The following is a 14,739-nucleotide window of genomic DNA, read 5'->3' as shown; positions in this document are numbered from 1 at the left end:
CCCGAGCAGGCCAAACACGCCTCACCCGCTATCACGCACCAACTCGTAAGGTGAGTAGGCGGGCTATCTGTGGGTGGTGGTCTTCGGTTGGTCAGATGCCGAGGAGTCCGGCGAGCACGGTGGCGTCGGACATGTCGTCCAGCCCGTCCTGCCCATGGGCGACGCTCCACAGAGCAGACTGGACGGTACGGGCGAGGGCCCAGGCGATCAGCCGCTCGGCCGGCTCCTCCACTATGTCGGCGACGAGCGTGTACCGCTGTCGCAGCGCCGCCGCCGGATTCGACCGGGCGAAGGGATTGTCCACCTGGGCCACCAAGGGCTCGGGATCGATGCCCGGGTCCCCGACAGCTGGCTTGGCGTCGATGGCGAGCCACGGCTCACGGTTCGCCCGGACGATGTTGCCGGGGTTGAAATCTCCATGCACCACCACGTTCCGGGTGGTACTGAGGGGCAGCGATCGCAGCAGGCCCAGACCCTTGCCGACCAAGGCGCGGTCGAACGACGGCCGGAACTCCCGGTACCGCTCCTCGGCTTCCAGACACCACTTCTCGGCGACATCGGTGATGCTCTCCAGGCCGACATCCCCGTGAGGGACCGCGCTCCACAGCCGACGAAGCACCTGGGCGCCCTCCGCCAGGGCCTCTTCCGGGCGCAGCCCTGCGGTGGAGAGCGCGGTACCGGGTGAACAACGCTCCAAGAGCAGCGCGAAGTGTTCGGCGTCCGACGCGTACAGTTCGGCAGCGCCCCGGCCTGCCCAGTGGCGCAGGCCAGCTGCCTCGCCGGCGGCCTCGGGATGCGGCCATACGATCTTCAGAACGGCTTCGCGGCCGTCCTGGGTTACGCCCGGCGCCACCCAGGCGGAAGTCCCGGAGCGAAAAGGTTCCGACGTAGTGATGCCCCACCGCCGCTCGAACTTCGCGACAAGGCGGGGCAGGTCACGGAGCCAGGCCCGCTGACTCTTGGTCCGCACCATATGCGTGAAAACGGGGACGTGAGCGCTGAATGCCTCACTGTGGACCATGGTTCCTCCAGCAGGTCTGCCTGCCTTGTACCGGGACAACGGTTGCTTGGGTGACTGCTCCACGACCCTCTCGCGGGCTCCTATCGCATGGCGCTGAGATCCAGTGGGGGGCGGGTGAGTGTTGCGGTGATGCCTGCTGCGAGTGTGCCGAGCGCCAGTGTCAGCGCGGGAACGGAGTCTCCTGGGTGCAGGAGCCATGCCCATGGCTCTGGGTGCCCACCGGGCCCCCAGCCGACGGCTGCGCAGAGCAGGGGTACGACGGCGAGGGCGGCTCCTGCCGCTCGATGGCCGAGGAACGGGAGCAGTACGAGGGCGATGCCGATGTAGCCGGCGATGTTTCGACCGAGGACGACGGTGATGTCGGTTGGCCAGATGGCGCGGAAGAGGGTCGCTGTGAGGAGGCTTGCGGCGGCTGTTGTTACTGCGAGGCTGAGGTCCCAGCGCACTATGGGCCGGGCGCTGACGCTTTCTGCTGTGAGGTCGCCGCGCCCGGTGCCGAAGAGGATCAGGATCGCGGGTGCCAGTGTGATGAGGTGGCCGGCGAGGAATTGGCCTGCTTGGCCTGTCATGGCTGGGACGGGCAGTTGGGCGTTTCCGATGAGGAGGCCGAGTGCGATGGTTGTGGCGGTGCCTGCCACTAGGGTTGGCACTGCCCTGATCTTGAGCCACCAGGTCACCTGGCGCCTCCTGCGATGGTGAGCTGTGGTGGTGCCCCGCAGGAGCTCATGGCCTTCATGTTGCGCTGGTACCAGTCCAGTTGGACGGAGGAGGGTTGCTTTCTGATGTTCTGGGCGAGTGCTGCCTCCTGTTCGCCGAACCTGCCTGCGGTGACATCGGATCGTTCTCCTGCGGTGGCGTAGAGCCAGGCGGCCACGGGGGCTGCAGCGTTCCCTGCCGGGTACGGCTTGCCTTCGAGTGCGCAAGTGGGGATTTGTGGCAGTAGGCCGGACGCGACGCCTGCCGGGAGGTCCTCGGCGCGGGGATTGGTCGGAATGCCCAATACGTAGGTCTCTGGTCCCACTGCGTGCTGGGCCATGGTCAGGGTTTTGGGTACGCGGATTCCGGCGCTTTCCAGTCGGGCCACAGCTTCGCGGGCGTGGCGTTGCACCATGGCCTTGTCGTTCACCTCAGGCCACAGGCAGATCGTGGGCCGGCTGCCGTCGCAGACCAGGGCGTTGGTTGGGCGGGCTTGCACCGGCTCCGACGTGAGGTCGCGTGCGATGTAGGCCGCGGTTCCGAATCCGGTTGCTGACAGGACGACAGCGGTGATCAAGGCGGCCGCGCCGCCTCTGCGATGGATCAGAACGGCGCAGGCGAGGCTGAGAGCGGTGGTGGAGACGAGGGCGCTGAGCACCGCTGCCCTGTCCACGGTCACGTCGGCTGAGCAGCAGCTGTCGAGTCCGCCTCCTACGAGGTGGCGTAGCCAGTAGATGCTCCACGAGGAGGGGTAGGCGTTGCAGAAGAAGCTGGCGATGAGTGCGACGGGTGCGGCGAGGAGGCCGGACATGACGCGTCCGACGAGGTGTCCGGCGAGTGTGTTTGTCATCAGTACACCGGCTACCACGGCGATGATTCCCCAGTCGGGGAGTCCGGTGCCGACGTCGGCGGCGTCGACGGAGATGTAGAGCGCGGTCGCCATGGCGAGTAGCCCCATCAGGGCGACCGGGAGCAGCAGGGGGAGGGCGATCGCCCAGGACCCGCGTACGGGGGCTTGTTCGAAGACCCGGCCCCGTTTCAGGCGGGCGCCTTCCCATGCTGCTACGGCGGCGCAGGCCGCGCTGACGAAGGGGAGTGCGAATGTCGAGTTGCCTGTGGCCGACGGCCAGTAGTGGGGTGTGACCCAGGAGCTCAGGTCGTCGCCGAGGGCTGCGAAGACGAAGAGGATGAGGAAGGGCAGGGCGAGGGTTGCCGATGATGAGCGGATCACGGTGCGGATCAGCATGGTCAGGCCTCCCGGCTGACCAGGCGCGTGTACGCGGCTTCGGCCTGTTCTCGCGGTGAGACGACCGAGTCGGCGAGGGAGTGGAACTCTTCGGTGGTTCCTTGGAAGCGGATGATCCCGCGGTCGAGGACCACGACGTCTCTGTAGAGGTCGGCCAGGTCTTCGGTCTGATGGGTGGAGACGATGACCTGCACCGAGTCGCAGAGTTCCTCGATGAGGGAGCGGAACACCGCCCGCTGTTGCGGATCGAGTCCTGCCGTCGGTTCATCCATGAGGATGAGTTCGCTGCGATGAGTGAGCGCTCCGGCGATGCCCATGCGGCGTAGCTGCCCGCCGGAGACCTGGTGGCTCTTGCGCTGCGCGAGATCCGCGAGCCCGACCCTGCTGACGGCTTGACCGGATGCCTCCCAGGCCGCGGAGCGCGACATACCTTTCAGCCAGCCGGAGTAGGCAACCTGCTCTCGCACGTTCAAGCCCGGAATGGGCGTGATGTGCTGCGGAATCCAGGCAACCGCTTTCCGGTACCTCCTGCGGTCACGACGGCCCGTAGGGCTCAGATCGCGCCAGGAGACCGACCCCTGAGATGGAAACAGTTGAGAAGCCGCAAGGGCCATCAGTGTTGACTTGCCCGCCCCGTTGGGACCGAGTAAGACGGTGGACCCGCTGTCGACTCGAAGACCTAGACCACTGAAAACTTGTGTCTTCCGACCGTAGCGGAAGTCGAGATCCTTGAAAGCCAGAACCATGAGACGCGCGCAATCTGCTGCTCTCCCGTTGAAAACAGCCTGTCGTGGGTCAACGAGTTGAACGGGATGCCCCGGCAACACCAGGGCCGCAACAACACCACACTCCTCGGCTCCTCGTTCAACGCGGCACCGCGCAGGACCGAGCACTGGATACCGCCCCTACAGACGAAAGACGCCTCGCGCCCCGCAATGGTTCGCTATCAAAGCCCGTCCTGGGGCCGACGACGTCATCCGTCGGTGTCGGGCTGCTTGCGGCGGGAGGCGATGCCGAGGTCGACGGCCAGCAGTCCTGCTTTGGTGGCCTTCTCGGTGCCGGTGAAGAAGCGCAGGTCCACCGGCGCCATCATCGGCAGCCTGCTCCCGCTCGGCGTCATCGGAGCCGCACTCGCGACGACGACACCACCGAAACGAGCCAGAAGGAGGCCACCCCGACCGCAGAAGCACCCACGGAGCCGACGAAGAAGGCACCAGCGGCCGAGCCAGCGAAGGAAGCCGAGACAAAGAAGGCGGAGCCAGAGGTGAAGGTCACCGCAGTCAAGGCGCCCTTCGCACCCAGCATCTTGAACGACGACGGCGCTTTCACCAGCGCGAAGGCGACCATCACAAACAACAGCAGCAAAGATCAGCGTCAACCCGTTGTACTTCACGATCACCGACACCAACGGCACCAAGCACGAAGCCGAACTCGGCGAAGACGAAAACCAGATCGACACCATGGACCTCGCACCAGCGAAATCACCAGCGGCATCATCACCGGAGGGTGCGGCGGGTTCACGACCGCCGCCGACCAGCGCGCGGCCTACGAAAACGTCATAACTGGAGCGGGACGGATCGACTGGAAGTCGGTGTGGATGACGGACATAACGGAGATCGTGACCACCCGCTGGCTGATCCAATAGACGGTCACGGTTCCGGCGACCTCGGCGCGGCGCTTGTCGTTGATCCGGTCGACCGGATTGCCGTAGGCATACGGGTGCTCCGCGATCTCCTCCATCCGCTGCTGGAAGGCGCGAAGCCGAGCCGGGTTCGACTTCTCCAACGCCCGCAGTGTCTAACGGGGTTCGTTGCGGCGGATCGACTCACTCGGCCTAGACGAGAACGGTGCGCCGCCGGTGATCGTCGAGTACAAGCGGGCGACCGACGCTGACCTGTTGACTGAACTACAGGCGGAGTTTTCGCAGGTCAGTGACCTTGTGGCGGAGGCGTCGTTGAGTCGGCCATGGAGGCATCTCGAGACCTGGCGAACCTGTCCATCCCCTTGGTCGGGGAGCTGGTGGCCATGGATGATCCGTGGGAGCCCTACCGGCTCATCGACCTGGCAGAGAACCGGTCGAGGGAGTTCGCTCCTTTCTACGGGACCTGCAGGGAGCTGGCCGTTCGGCGGCGACGGCCCGTTCCTACGGGATGGACATGCTGCGCTGGTTCCGCTTCCTTTGGGCTGTCGAGGTGCCGTGGGACCGGGCGAGCCGGATCGAGGCGAGGGACTTCTCCCGCTGGCTTCAGGTCGCCGGGCAGCCGAGGCGTCCGCACTGGCGACGCCCGAGCGAAGCGGGCCGGTGGGCCGCAGGGGGCAAGCCGTACGCACCGTCGGGGCGCACAGCGAGACAGTGCTGCGGAGTTTTTACGACTTCCACCGCGACATCGGCACCGGGCCGGTCCTCAACCCGTTCCCGCTGGACCGAGCACGTCGCGGCCGGCGGGCTCACGCCCATCGCAACCCGATGGACCCGGCCCGTAAAGAACGCGCCTGGCTCTACCGGCCGAGAGTGCCCAACAGGGTGCCCCGCAGCGTCCCTGACGAGGAGTTCAACGAGATCTTCGCCCGGCTTCCCTCACACCGGGACCGAGCCCTGGTTGCCTTCTACGTCTCCACCGGTGCACGGGCCAGCGAACTACTCAGCACATGGCAGGCCGGAGTTGATCCGGGGCGCCAGCTGATCTCGGTGGTCCGCAAGGGCACCAGAGAGGTCCAGGAACTTCCCTCCTCGACCGATGGGTTCGTCTGGCTGCGGCTCTTCAGATGCTCGCTCCTCCGGCCTGATCCAGCCCAACGGTCACGGCTAACTGACATCCGTGACAACCTGATCGCCCGGATCGCTGAGGCAGAGCGGGAAGGATGGCTGGGCGAAGTCGAGGGCCTCCAGGTCAGCCTCACCGGCGCGCAAGGCAAGCTGGACCAGCTCGATGCCGAAGCAGCCCGCCGACCCTCCACAGTCGATCTCGGCATGCCGACCTTCGCCGACGTCGCCATCCGCACCACCACTACGTCGACGGACCAGCACCGTCCCTGAAATCCATGGTCGCCACGAAGCTGAACTGCCTACGCTCCAACCCATGCGAACTGTCTTCGTGTTTCCCGCAGGTGAGCGAGCTGCGACCGTCGCCTCGCTCAATCGGCGTCTGCCCGAGCAGCGCAATCCCTGGACTCTGGACGGCAACCTCTACATCGACATCGACGATGAGCAGACCGGCTACCTCTTCTCTGATTGGGATCCCGAGGATGTGGCGATCCTCGAAGCGGCCGTCGGACATCACCCCACTTGGGCGGTGCAGATCGACATCTCCGGACGGATCGACGGCACCGCAGAGGTTCACCGAATGATCGCTCTGCTGCTTGAGCATGGAGGCGTGGCAACGGACGACTACACCCCCCACCCTTGGACCCTGCCGGAAATCCTGTCTGGAGCGGTGATCGACGGCCTGCGGTTCTTCGACTTCCGCGGCTACCACGAGCTCAACCGCGAGCACGGGCGCTCTTGACTCTGTCCGCTGCTCCCTCCTGCGCCCCGACCCCGCTCAGCGCGGCCGCCTGGTGGAGATCCGCGACAACCTCCTCGACCGGATCGCCGAAGCCGAGAAAGAGGGCTGGCTCGGCGAAATCGAGGGCCTGCGCGTCAGCCTCGCCGGCGCCGAATCCAGAATCGACCAGATCGACTCCGCGCCCGGCAGCGTGGCGATCAACCTCGGCATGTCGCGCAAGGCCCCGGCTCACCCCGCCCAGAAGGAGGGAGCGGGGTCGCTGAGACAATCGCGGGATGATCAGCAATGAGATCCGGTTCGATTGCCAGCACTGTGGCGACAGGGGTCTGCTCGTGGTCGTCCCTCACATCGACGGAGCACCACTCACCGAGCTGATCGATGAGTACGAGATCGCGGCCGGAATGCAGCCTGCAGGTGATGCCTACGGTGGTCTGATTCCGGAGTTCTTCCGGTTCGGCCCGATGCAGGACCACTTCCTCGGACTTTCCACTAGCGCGATGGGGCCGAAGACCCCCGTCCTCGGTTGTGAATGCGGTGAGTGGGGGTGCTGGCCGCTCATGGCCCGCATCACCGCGACAGCGGATCTCGTAACCTGGGACGCCTTCGAGCAACCCCACCGCAAGACCCGCGACTACGTGGCATTCGGTCCGTTCCAGTTCGACCGCCACCAATACGATGACGCCTTGCAGGCCCTGAGCGCGGTGATCGACTCCACCGCCGACGACACGAGCGCATGAACACTGCCGTCAGTCCGTCTTGCCGCACATGGAGTCCAGGGGCGGAGGCCAGCGGCGGGGGACTCGTCCTCACCCGTCGGCGACGGGCAGGTTGTGCCACCAGTGACCGCATCCGCCGGAGCAGAAGCGTTCGCGGCGCCGTTCGTCTGCGACCGCGAGGACCTCGACCAGTAGCCGGAACGCCTTGCGTCGTTCGTCGACAGGGGTGAGGCCGGCGATCTTCCCCAGTTGCTGGTCGATCGGGCAGCAGGTGATCAAGACCGCCGGGGTGTGCGTCGGGCGCAGCCCGGCACGTCGGATGCTCTCCGGTCCGTCTTCGGTGAGGGCGCGCGCCTGCACGCAGTGGTGGCGCAGGAACAGGAGTATCTCGGCCTGCTCCTCCGGGCTGTGGGTGTCGAACCACTCGATGCCCTGTGACATCGGGCGCAGTCCTTGGGCAAGTTCGTTGAGGATGATGTCCCGCTCGGTCATGATCAGCTCCCGCAGGCCAGCGAGGCGAAGACCTCAGCGGTCTCGTCGACGAAAGCGCACAGTTGCTGCACGGCCTGCCGACAGTCATGCGGGTCGAGAGCCGCCACGGCCCGGACTTCGAGCCATCGGTCCCAGGGGCCGGCCGGGGCAAGGAACCGTGTCGTGTACTCGGAGCCGAGAATCTCATCGAGGTACAGAAGCGTCCCAAGGACGACTGCCTGGTCGTAGTCGAGGTCGGGACGCGACAAGTAGTGATCAAGGTATGCGCTGAGCAGTTCGGCATCCGCTGCAGTACCGAACTTCGCAAGGGCGACGCAGTATGCCGCGCCCGCATACGGCCCCTCGCTGGCCAGCAGGAGCCGACCTATGAGCTCGCGGAACTCGGACCTGTGGGCCACAGCAACCAGCCAGGCGGCAGTCTTGCGCTCGCGCCATCCACCCTCGAAGAGGACGCCGAGCTCCACCGGAGTGATTTCGTACGCAGCCTGAGCCAGATCCCGCACAAACGCGGAGCGCTCGACCGGGCTCAACCGGAAAACGCTCCCGCCCAACCGAAGGTATCGCCGACCAGGCGTGACGAACCGCCGAACCAGATCCTGCAACTCGGGATCGCTCTGGACATCACGCATAGCCGCATCCTGGCCCGGGACGGTACTCATGTGCCACAGGTTTGCCGACTGCCTCAACGGACCGTAGTTGCTGGTTCAGAGAAGCCTGTGTTCGCTGCCCGATGCTCTGGCCCGACCCCGCCCAGCGTGACCGGCTCGTCGAGATCCGCGACAACCTCCTCGCCCGCATCGCCGAGGCCGAACGCGAGGGATGGCTCGGCGAAGTGGAAGGGCTGCAGATGAGCCTTGCTGGAGCGGAGGAGAAGCTCACCCAAATCGACCGGCGCTCATCCGTCGTCGTCGATCTTGGCGTTCCCGTCAGGAGGACACCATCCTCATGATGACCGCCCGAGGCTCCAGCTCTTGGCGGCGCTATGCGGCAAGATGCACGCGAGGACATAGAGGGGGGTCTCATGGACGGCAAGATCTGCGATGGCTGGGTTCACTCGCTCAGCGGTCAGACGCTCTGTTTCACGGGCAAAGTGCTCATCGACGGCGAGTGGACGGTCCGAAAGGACTGCAGGGAGATAGCCGAGCAGCTTGGCGCAAGTTGGAAGCCGGACTTCTCCCGCAAGATCACAGTCTTCGTCCATGGCGATCTCGCCAGCCAGGTTGTGACGGACACGCACCGGGAGTACAGCCAGAAGTTGGTGAGCGCGGCGGAGTGGCGAGATCGCGGACACCACGTATGTGTCGTGGACGGGGACGGCTTCGCAGACCTGATCGGCGGACACGCCGCGCGCTGCCGAGAGCTGCAACGGGCACACAGCAGCGACGATCACGTCCTCGTCCTGCCACAGGCCGGAGACGGGATTCTGGGCGGTCCGCTTCAGCAACACAGAGTCGGCCGCCACGAGTCGGGTGCACTGGCGCTCGACCTTGCCCACCTCGACAAGGGCACGAAGGCACATGAGTCGATTATCGCGGCACTCATCGAACACCTGGCACGCCAGCGCATCGAACTCCGCAGACACGCTCGTAACGCTCCCCGCTTCGACGCAGGCTGGTCACGCGGCGAGGACGTTTTCATCGCCGAGGTCAAGAGTTTGACCGGTGCGAGCGAAGACCAGCAGATTCGACTGGGGATCGGGCAGGTCCTCGACTATGCCCATCAGCTCCGACTGGCGAGGACGTGCGGTCGAATGCGTCCTGTCTTGGTGCTGGAGAAACAGCCGACTGATCCCAGGTGGACCTCACTCGCGGAGGCCAGCGGGATCCTCCTCACATGGGCCCCCGACTTTGCTGGGTGCTGAAGTTCCGCGCGACAAACCTGTCCAAGGTCACCTGCACTGCCAAATCAGCTGCAACAGCAGGAGATCTGCAGCACGTGGACATGGATCGTTCTCCTACTGCATGAACGCCGCAAGCGGTACGTTCTATGCGCCAGATGCACATCACCGGGTATATCTGTGAGTGTTCACGTTTTTCCCTATCTCGGGTGGTTTGAGCGTCATGTAATTCCTCATCCCGACTTCTCCTAATTGGCCATGGGTACGACGGAGTTCGGGATCGAGGGACCTGGTCATCGCGGAGGCGTGTGGGCGGCCCTGGGCCTGTGGTTCGGAAGGCCGATGGTCAGCCCGGATGGCAAGGAGAACGTTCGTCGTGGTCGACATCACCGAGATCTACGTCCACTGGTACGCGGGCCGCTCGAAGAGCGAGCTGGCCGCGTCGCTGGGGGTGGATCGCAAGACGATCAGGAAGTACCTGGAGCCGGCGGAGGCGTCCGGGATCGCTCCGGGCGGGCCGCCGATGCGGGAGGCCGACTGGGCCAAGCTGATCAAGGGATGGTTTCCCGAGCTCGTTGACCGGCGGCTGCGGCAGATCACGTGGCCTGAGATCGACCAGCACCGCGGCTACATCAAGAATCTGCTGGGGACGGTGACCGTCTCCACGATCCACCAGCGGTTGCGGGACGAGCACAAGCTGGACGTGTCGATCTTCTCGTTCCGCCGGTGGGTGCACGCCACGCTGCCCGATGAGACGACAAGGTGGCAGGTCACGGTCTTGCGCGATGACGTCGAGCCGGGCTCGGAGGCCCAGATCGACTACGGCCACCTCGGCCAGTGGACCAATCCGAAGACCGGCAAGCGCCACCGGATCTGGGCCTTCGTGATGGTGCTGCCGTGCTCGCGGCACATGTTCGTCCGCCCGGTCCTCTACCTGCACCAGCACGCCTGGACCGAGGCCCACGTCGCCGCCTTCCGCTACTTCGGGGGCGTCCCGCGGCGGCTGGTGCCGGACAACCTGCGGACCGGGGTCGACAAGCCCGATCTCTACGATCCGAAGATCAACAAGGCGTATGCCGAGCTCGCCACCCACTACGGGGCATTGGTCGATCCGGCTCGCGCTGCCCGGCCCAAGGACAAGCCGCGGGTCGAGCGGCCGATGCCCTACATCCGGGACTCGTTCTGGCGCGGGCGGGAGTTCACCTCGATCGAGCACATGCAGGCCGAGGCTGTGACCTGGAGTCAGAAGGTGGCCGGCCGACGGCAGTGCCGACCGTTGCAGGGAGCCGCCCCGATGGCAGTGTTCGAGGCCATCGAAGCCGAGACCCTGCTGCCGCTGCCGCCCACTCCGTTCGTGCTGGCCCGCTGGTCAACCGCGGTGGTCGGGCCGGACATCCACGTCAAGGTCGGCCACACCCTCTACTCGGTGCCCTGGAAACTGATCGGCCGCCGGGTCGACGTCCGCTCGACCGCCACGATGGTGCAGGTCTTCCTCGACGGCGACCTGGTCAAGACTCACGTGGCACTTGAGCAGGGAAAACGCACCGACAGGAGCGACTACCCGCCGGAGAAGATCGCCTTCCAGATGCGCACGCCGATCTGGTGCCGGACCCAGGCATCCGAGGTCGGGGATGCCTGCCGGACCGTCGTCGACCAGCTGCTGGAGGTCAACGCGCTCTACCGGCTCCGCGCCGCCCAGGGCATCCTCGGGCTGAAGAAGAAGTACGGCGACGCGAGGCTGGAGGCCGCCTGCGCGAGGGCCATCACGATCGGAGACCCGTCCTACCGCACCATCAAGGGCATCCTGATCGCCGGCACCGAGACCGATCCGGAGCCCGAATCGAGCGGGGACGCGGGAGCCGCGGCCTTCCTCCACGGGCCCAAGCGGCTGTTCGCCTCCGTCGCCCCGTCCGAGACGGCGGATGAGATCCACGACGACCAGGTCCACGGCGAAGTTGAGGGAAGCATCTGATGAGCGTGATGGATTCTGCCCTGCGTGAGTCGCTGAAGTCGCTGCGGCTCTCGGGGATGCTGGAAACCCTCGATGCCCGTCTGGCCCAGGCCCACGGCGGCGAGCTCGGGCACCTGGACTTCCTGCAGGTCCTCTGCCAGGACGAGATCACCCGGCGCGAGACCGTCGCCTTCCAACGGCGCCTGACTCGGGCGAAGTTCGAGCAGCAGGTCACCCTGGAGGAGTTCGACTTCACCGCCTCCTCGAAGCTCCCGGCCGCCCAGATCCGCGATCTCGGGGCCCTGCACTGGCTCCATTCGGGCGAGTCGGTCATCCTCTTCGGCCCGGTCGGGGTCGGTAAGACACACGTCGCCCAGGCCCTCGGTCACCTCGCCGTCCGCCAGGTCGCGAACGTCCGCTTCGCCAAGACCAGCCGGATCCTCGCGGACCTCGCCGGCCGCCACGCGGACCGCACCTGGGACAAGCGGATCCGTGAACTGGTACGGCCCGACGTGCTCATCCTCGACGACTTCGCCATGCGCCAGCTCGGAGCGGCCCAGGCCGCTGACCTCTACGAACTGGTCAGCGAACGGCAGGGCAGGTCCCTGATCATCACCAGCAACCGGGCGCCCAGCGACTGGTATCCGCTCTTCCCCAACCCTGTCGTCGCCGAGTCGCTGCTGGACCGGCTGATCAACACCAGCCACCAGGTCATCATGAACGGCCCCAGCTACCGCCCGAACAAGCGACCCAAGAACCCCACCGACAGGCCGGCCAAGCCCACGATCACCTAGGACCGCGTCCCGGACCGCTGGCCGACGACGATGTCGGTCCGGGATGAGATCGTTTCCCGCATGGCCGACACAGACGAAGCAGAAACCGACGTTGAGCACGCCGTCATCGCCCGCTACCAACTGGCCGATGACGGCCTCGGCGAACCCAGCCAACGGGAGGCCGTCCGCCAGGCCCAGACCCTGCTGACCGAGGCGATCGAGCAAGCCGAGGTCGGCGAGTTCGACGGAAACGAATACGGAGGCGGCGAGGTGGTCCTCTACGCCTACGGACCGGACGCCGATGCACTCTTCGCGGCAATGGCCCCCATCCTGCACGACCTCCCGTTCCGCCCGGCCCACGTCATCTTGCGCTACGGATCGGTCGATGATCCATCGGCTGCCGAGCACCGCGTCGACCTCTGACAAGAAGAGTCACCAGCCCGGCCAGGCGGGCACCTGGGGAATTACGTGAACTTACCCCTGGCGAACTACGCGAACGTCCACAATATCTCGTCACATGCGGAGGTAGAGCACAGATCATGAGACTGATGGACGATCTCACCCTGGAGCGCGGCACATCCCTGGATGAGAAGCCGGGTACGACTTGCGCTGGGGCCTCGGCGACGGGCTCGGCCGTTGAGTGGGAACTACGCCTTCCCGGCAGCCCGTTGTTGACCGTGCACGACACCCGCTGGGACAACGGTGAACGTGATCTCGTGCTCTACAAGCCCACGGTCGTCCCCGAAATCCCCGCAGCGCTATCCAACCTGCACAACCGGCTGCGCGTCGGCATCGCGTGCGCGCCGGGAAACACAACCACCCTGCGCATCATGGCCTTCCCTGCCTGGGTGGACGGGGAACGCCCCCAGAATCAAGAAGTCCCTCACTACGGCGCAACTGGCAGGCAAGTATGGTCTCCAGCAGCTGCGTGACCTGACCGCGCGTCCGGGCGTTGCTCTGCACTCGGCCGGCGGCCGTGTCGAGGTTCCCGGGTGCGACGTGGATGATCCGCAGGACGATGTATGTCTGCAGCACGCCTTGCCCTTCCCGGTTGAGGACGATGAGACACCCGTGATCGCCTTCACCCACCTACGCGTGGTGCCCGTTCTCCGCCACGTTGGCTGGCTTTCCATGGTCGCCGTGTAATACACGGCGCTGGATGTCAGACGCGTACGTCGCCTGCCTGCGTAGCGACGATGAGACGCACAGCGCATGAAATTGAGGGTTTACCCGTGAGCGATCACCGACCGAGCCAGCGCGGCAGTCTGGAGAAGACGATCCGCGCGCTTCGCGGCCTATGGGACACTCAGCGCGCGCTTACCGCATTGCGCGACGCCGGTCATGAGCCAGAGGAAAAGCACACACGACGGATCCCCCGCGATCTCGCGGGCATCGGCCTGCTGGTCAAGGTGCAGGACCGGCCGGTCCTATACCGCACAGACCCCATGAACGAGTGAGGCAGGCCCTCACGCGGCACTGGGCCCGAAGGGCATGAGGTTGGTGAACTGGACCATCCTCCCCAGTTCAGAGAAGGTGGGATCCACCAGGGCCTGTTCTACCTGTCCTGGCTAATGGACCACCGGACGGAGCTCCAGCACCTGGTGCGCGACCGCCTGGGAGCCGAGGCCGCCGGGCGGATCCTGTGGAGCGACCCAAGGGTGATCCGCAGCCGCTGGTAGGCGCGGTACTGCTCGCGGTGCGCCGTGACCACATTGTCCTCCAGACCGAGCAGGACCTCGTTCACCGCCTCGGCCAGCTCCCGCAGCACACCCGCCGGTAGAGCTCCGGACCCCCGAACGGCACCCTGCCGCCGACGGGGCGCCGTGGCACGCCCAGCCACCGACGCAACCGTCTCATGTTCCTGTACTCATACGCGCCCGACACCCCGTGAGTTGGTGGTCCCCGCGCATGCGGGGTTTCTCGCCGGGGCGGTCACCGGGGAGTTGGTCTCGATATCGTCCTGTGCTGCTCGCTGTTCTGATGAGGACGTGGTGCGCCTTCCTCGGCCGTCGTTCAACCGTCCGCAGCTATCACTGCGTGGTCGGTCAACGTAATCAGGACGAGTTTCTCGCAACGACGGATTCTCTCTAGCTACGGAGACTGTCCGTGTGGAGAACACCCGGGGCGGGCGAAGTCCCGAGGTCCCGTGCTGGCCGGTACCGGGCTCACCGATTGTCGGTCGATGCCTGGTGACAGGGGGCAGATGAGGGCACCTTGGCGACTCAGCAGGAGCTTCGATGGCACATGCAGGTTTCTGCAGGTCAAGTGTGAACTAGGCGTTCGCGAAACACCGAGTGGCGTTGCAGGGCGCGAGCCGTGTTCCCCTGCCATTTCGGAGTTCTTCGTCGGAGAGAAATTGACGGCCCGTTGGGTGCAGATGATGCTGATACATATTGAAATCTCGTATGGGACTTGCTGTTGGGAATTTTAGGGGATATCGCCCTCTAGAAGGGCACAAAATAGCGCACCAGCGCCGCGGTGCTGCCTGCCGGGCTGAATCC

Annotated in this window: 21 protein-coding genes and 3 pseudogenes; 15 read left to right on the top strand and 9 right to left on the bottom strand. The window is 65.7% G+C overall.

Annotation, left to right across the window (positions count from 1 at the left end; genetic code table 11):
• Positions 1-91: 91 nt before the first annotated feature.
• The 7 genes from OID54_RS03205 to OID54_RS03175 form a co-directional block, all read right to left on the bottom strand.
• Positions 92-973 (bottom strand): aminoglycoside phosphotransferase family protein, encoded by an 882-nt coding sequence (locus tag OID54_RS03205; RefSeq protein ID WP_329027233.1) that lies wholly within the window; start codon positions 971-973, stop codon positions 92-94.
• 128 nt (positions 974-1,101) lie between these two features.
• A complete protein-coding gene (locus OID54_RS03200) occupies positions 1,102-1,671 on the bottom strand; it encodes a hypothetical protein (RefSeq protein ID WP_329013577.1) in 570 nt (189 codons plus the stop codon).
• Positions 1,672-1,694: 23 nt separating this feature from the next.
• On the bottom strand, positions 1,695-2,963 hold the full coding sequence (locus tag OID54_RS03195) for a DUF7224 domain-containing protein (protein ID WP_329013574.1): 1,269 nt from the start codon (positions 2,961-2,963) through the stop codon (positions 1,695-1,697).
• A 2-nt stretch (positions 2,964-2,965) separates the two neighbouring features.
• Positions 2,966-3,709, bottom strand: a complete 744-nt coding sequence (locus OID54_RS03190) for an ATP-binding cassette domain-containing protein (RefSeq protein ID WP_329027231.1) — start codon at positions 3,707-3,709, stop codon at positions 2,966-2,968.
• 227 nt (positions 3,710-3,936) lie between these two features.
• Positions 3,937-4,083, bottom strand: a complete 147-nt coding sequence (locus tag OID54_RS03185; RefSeq protein WP_329013571.1) for a hypothetical protein — start codon at positions 4,081-4,083, stop codon at positions 3,937-3,939.
• Positions 4,080-4,310 carry a hypothetical protein gene (locus OID54_RS03180; RefSeq protein WP_329013568.1) on the bottom strand — a complete coding sequence of 77 codons (231 nt, stop codon included), beginning with the start codon at positions 4,308-4,310 and terminating at the stop codon, positions 4,080-4,082. The genes OID54_RS03185 and OID54_RS03180 overlap by 4 nt, the downstream gene beginning before the upstream one ends.
• Before the next feature lie 198 nt (positions 4,311-4,508).
• Positions 4,509-4,748 carry a hypothetical protein gene (locus tag OID54_RS03175; RefSeq protein ID WP_329013565.1) on the bottom strand — a complete coding sequence of 80 codons (240 nt, stop codon included), beginning with the start codon at positions 4,746-4,748 and terminating at the stop codon, positions 4,509-4,511.
• Between the two features lie 25 nt (positions 4,749-4,773).
• On the opposite strand from OID54_RS03175, the pseudogene OID54_RS39125 reads away from it, so the two are divergent.
• The 6 genes and pseudogenes from OID54_RS39125 to OID54_RS03155 all read left to right on the top strand — a co-directional run.
• A pseudogene (locus tag OID54_RS39125) lies at positions 4,774-4,869 on the top strand (transporter); the annotation flags it as partial.
• 130 nt (positions 4,870-4,999) lie between these two features.
• Positions 5,000-5,170: pseudogene (locus OID54_RS39120) on the top strand (hypothetical protein); the annotation flags it as partial.
• A complete protein-coding gene (locus tag OID54_RS03170) occupies positions 5,161-6,000 on the top strand; it encodes a hypothetical protein (protein ID WP_329013562.1) in 840 nt (279 codons plus the stop codon). The pseudogene OID54_RS39120 and the gene OID54_RS03170, both read left to right, overlap by 10 nt.
• 43 nt (positions 6,001-6,043) lie before the next feature.
• Positions 6,044-6,469 (top strand): hypothetical protein, encoded by a 426-nt coding sequence (locus tag OID54_RS03165; RefSeq protein ID WP_329013560.1) that lies wholly within the window; start codon positions 6,044-6,046, stop codon positions 6,467-6,469.
• Between the two features lie 52 nt (positions 6,470-6,521).
• Entirely contained in the window at positions 6,522-6,758 is a 237-nt protein-coding gene (locus OID54_RS03160) for a hypothetical protein (RefSeq protein ID WP_256923795.1), read from the top strand.
• Positions 6,745-7,206, top strand: a complete 462-nt coding sequence (locus OID54_RS03155) for a hypothetical protein (protein ID WP_329013557.1) — start codon at positions 6,745-6,747, stop codon at positions 7,204-7,206. The genes OID54_RS03160 and OID54_RS03155 overlap by 14 nt, the downstream gene beginning before the upstream one ends.
• A 69-nt stretch (positions 7,207-7,275) precedes the next feature.
• On the opposite strand, the gene OID54_RS03150 is transcribed toward OID54_RS03155, so the two are convergent.
• Together OID54_RS03150 and OID54_RS03145 are read right to left on the bottom strand one after the other, a co-directional pair.
• Complete coding sequence (locus OID54_RS03150; protein ID WP_329013555.1) at positions 7,276-7,677, bottom strand: DUF5958 family protein; 402 nt, start codon at positions 7,675-7,677, stop codon at positions 7,276-7,278.
• A gap of 2 nt (positions 7,678-7,679) precedes the next feature.
• Positions 7,680-8,336, bottom strand: a complete 657-nt coding sequence (locus OID54_RS03145; RefSeq protein ID WP_329013553.1) for a DUF6000 family protein — start codon at positions 8,334-8,336, stop codon at positions 7,680-7,682.
• Between the two features lie 71 nt (positions 8,337-8,407).
• Here OID54_RS03145 and OID54_RS03140 point away from each other — a divergent pair, with 71 nt between their 5' ends.
• The 9 genes and pseudogenes from OID54_RS03140 to OID54_RS03100 all read left to right on the top strand — a co-directional run bounded on the left by OID54_RS03140 (position 8,408) and on the right by OID54_RS03100 (position 14,018).
• Positions 8,408-8,626, top strand: a complete 219-nt coding sequence (locus OID54_RS03140) for a hypothetical protein (RefSeq protein ID WP_329013551.1) — start codon at positions 8,408-8,410, stop codon at positions 8,624-8,626.
• Positions 8,627-8,698: 72 nt separating this feature from the next.
• Positions 8,699-9,538: a hypothetical protein gene (locus tag OID54_RS03135; protein ID WP_329013549.1), complete on the top strand. Its 840-nt coding sequence runs from the start codon at positions 8,699-8,701 to the stop codon at positions 9,536-9,538.
• 352 nt (positions 9,539-9,890) lie between these two features.
• Positions 9,891-11,486, top strand: a complete 1,596-nt coding sequence (gene istA, locus OID54_RS03130; protein ID WP_329027230.1) for an IS21 family transposase — start codon at positions 9,891-9,893, stop codon at positions 11,484-11,486.
• The gene (gene istB / locus OID54_RS03125) at positions 11,486-12,259 is read left to right on the top strand and encodes an IS21-like element helper ATPase IstB (RefSeq protein ID WP_329013546.1); all 774 of its coding nucleotides are present in this window, start codon (positions 11,486-11,488) and stop codon (positions 12,257-12,259) included. Before istA ends, istB begins: the two co-directional genes overlap by 1 nt.
• Positions 12,260-12,319: 60 nt before the next feature.
• Complete coding sequence (locus tag OID54_RS03120; RefSeq protein ID WP_329013544.1) at positions 12,320-12,661, top strand: hypothetical protein; 342 nt, start codon at positions 12,320-12,322, stop codon at positions 12,659-12,661.
• Positions 12,662-12,786: 125 nt separating this feature from the next.
• On the top strand, positions 12,787-13,170 hold the full coding sequence (locus OID54_RS03115; protein WP_329013541.1) for a hypothetical protein: 384 nt from the start codon (positions 12,787-12,789) through the stop codon (positions 13,168-13,170).
• Between the two features lie 300 nt (positions 13,171-13,470).
• Positions 13,471-13,695, top strand: coding sequence for a hypothetical protein (locus OID54_RS03110; RefSeq protein ID WP_329013538.1), 225 nt, complete (start codon positions 13,471-13,473; stop codon positions 13,693-13,695).
• A gap of 75 nt (positions 13,696-13,770) precedes the next feature.
• Positions 13,771-13,902: pseudogene (locus tag OID54_RS03105) on the top strand (transporter); the annotation flags it as partial.
• Positions 13,881-14,018, top strand: a complete 138-nt coding sequence (locus tag OID54_RS03100; RefSeq protein ID WP_329013536.1) for a hypothetical protein — start codon at positions 13,881-13,883, stop codon at positions 14,016-14,018. The pseudogene OID54_RS03105 and the gene OID54_RS03100, both read left to right, overlap by 22 nt.
• The last annotated feature ends 721 nt before the right edge of the window (positions 14,019-14,739 follow it).

Origin of the sequence: Streptomyces sp. NBC_00690 (assembly GCF_036226685.1) — a bacterium.
In the GTDB taxonomy this organism is placed as follows: domain Bacteria; phylum Actinomycetota; class Actinomycetes; order Streptomycetales; family Streptomycetaceae; genus Streptomyces.
The sequence above is the reverse complement of the archived record's forward strand: the minus strand, read 5'-3'. Positions and strand labels throughout refer to the sequence as shown.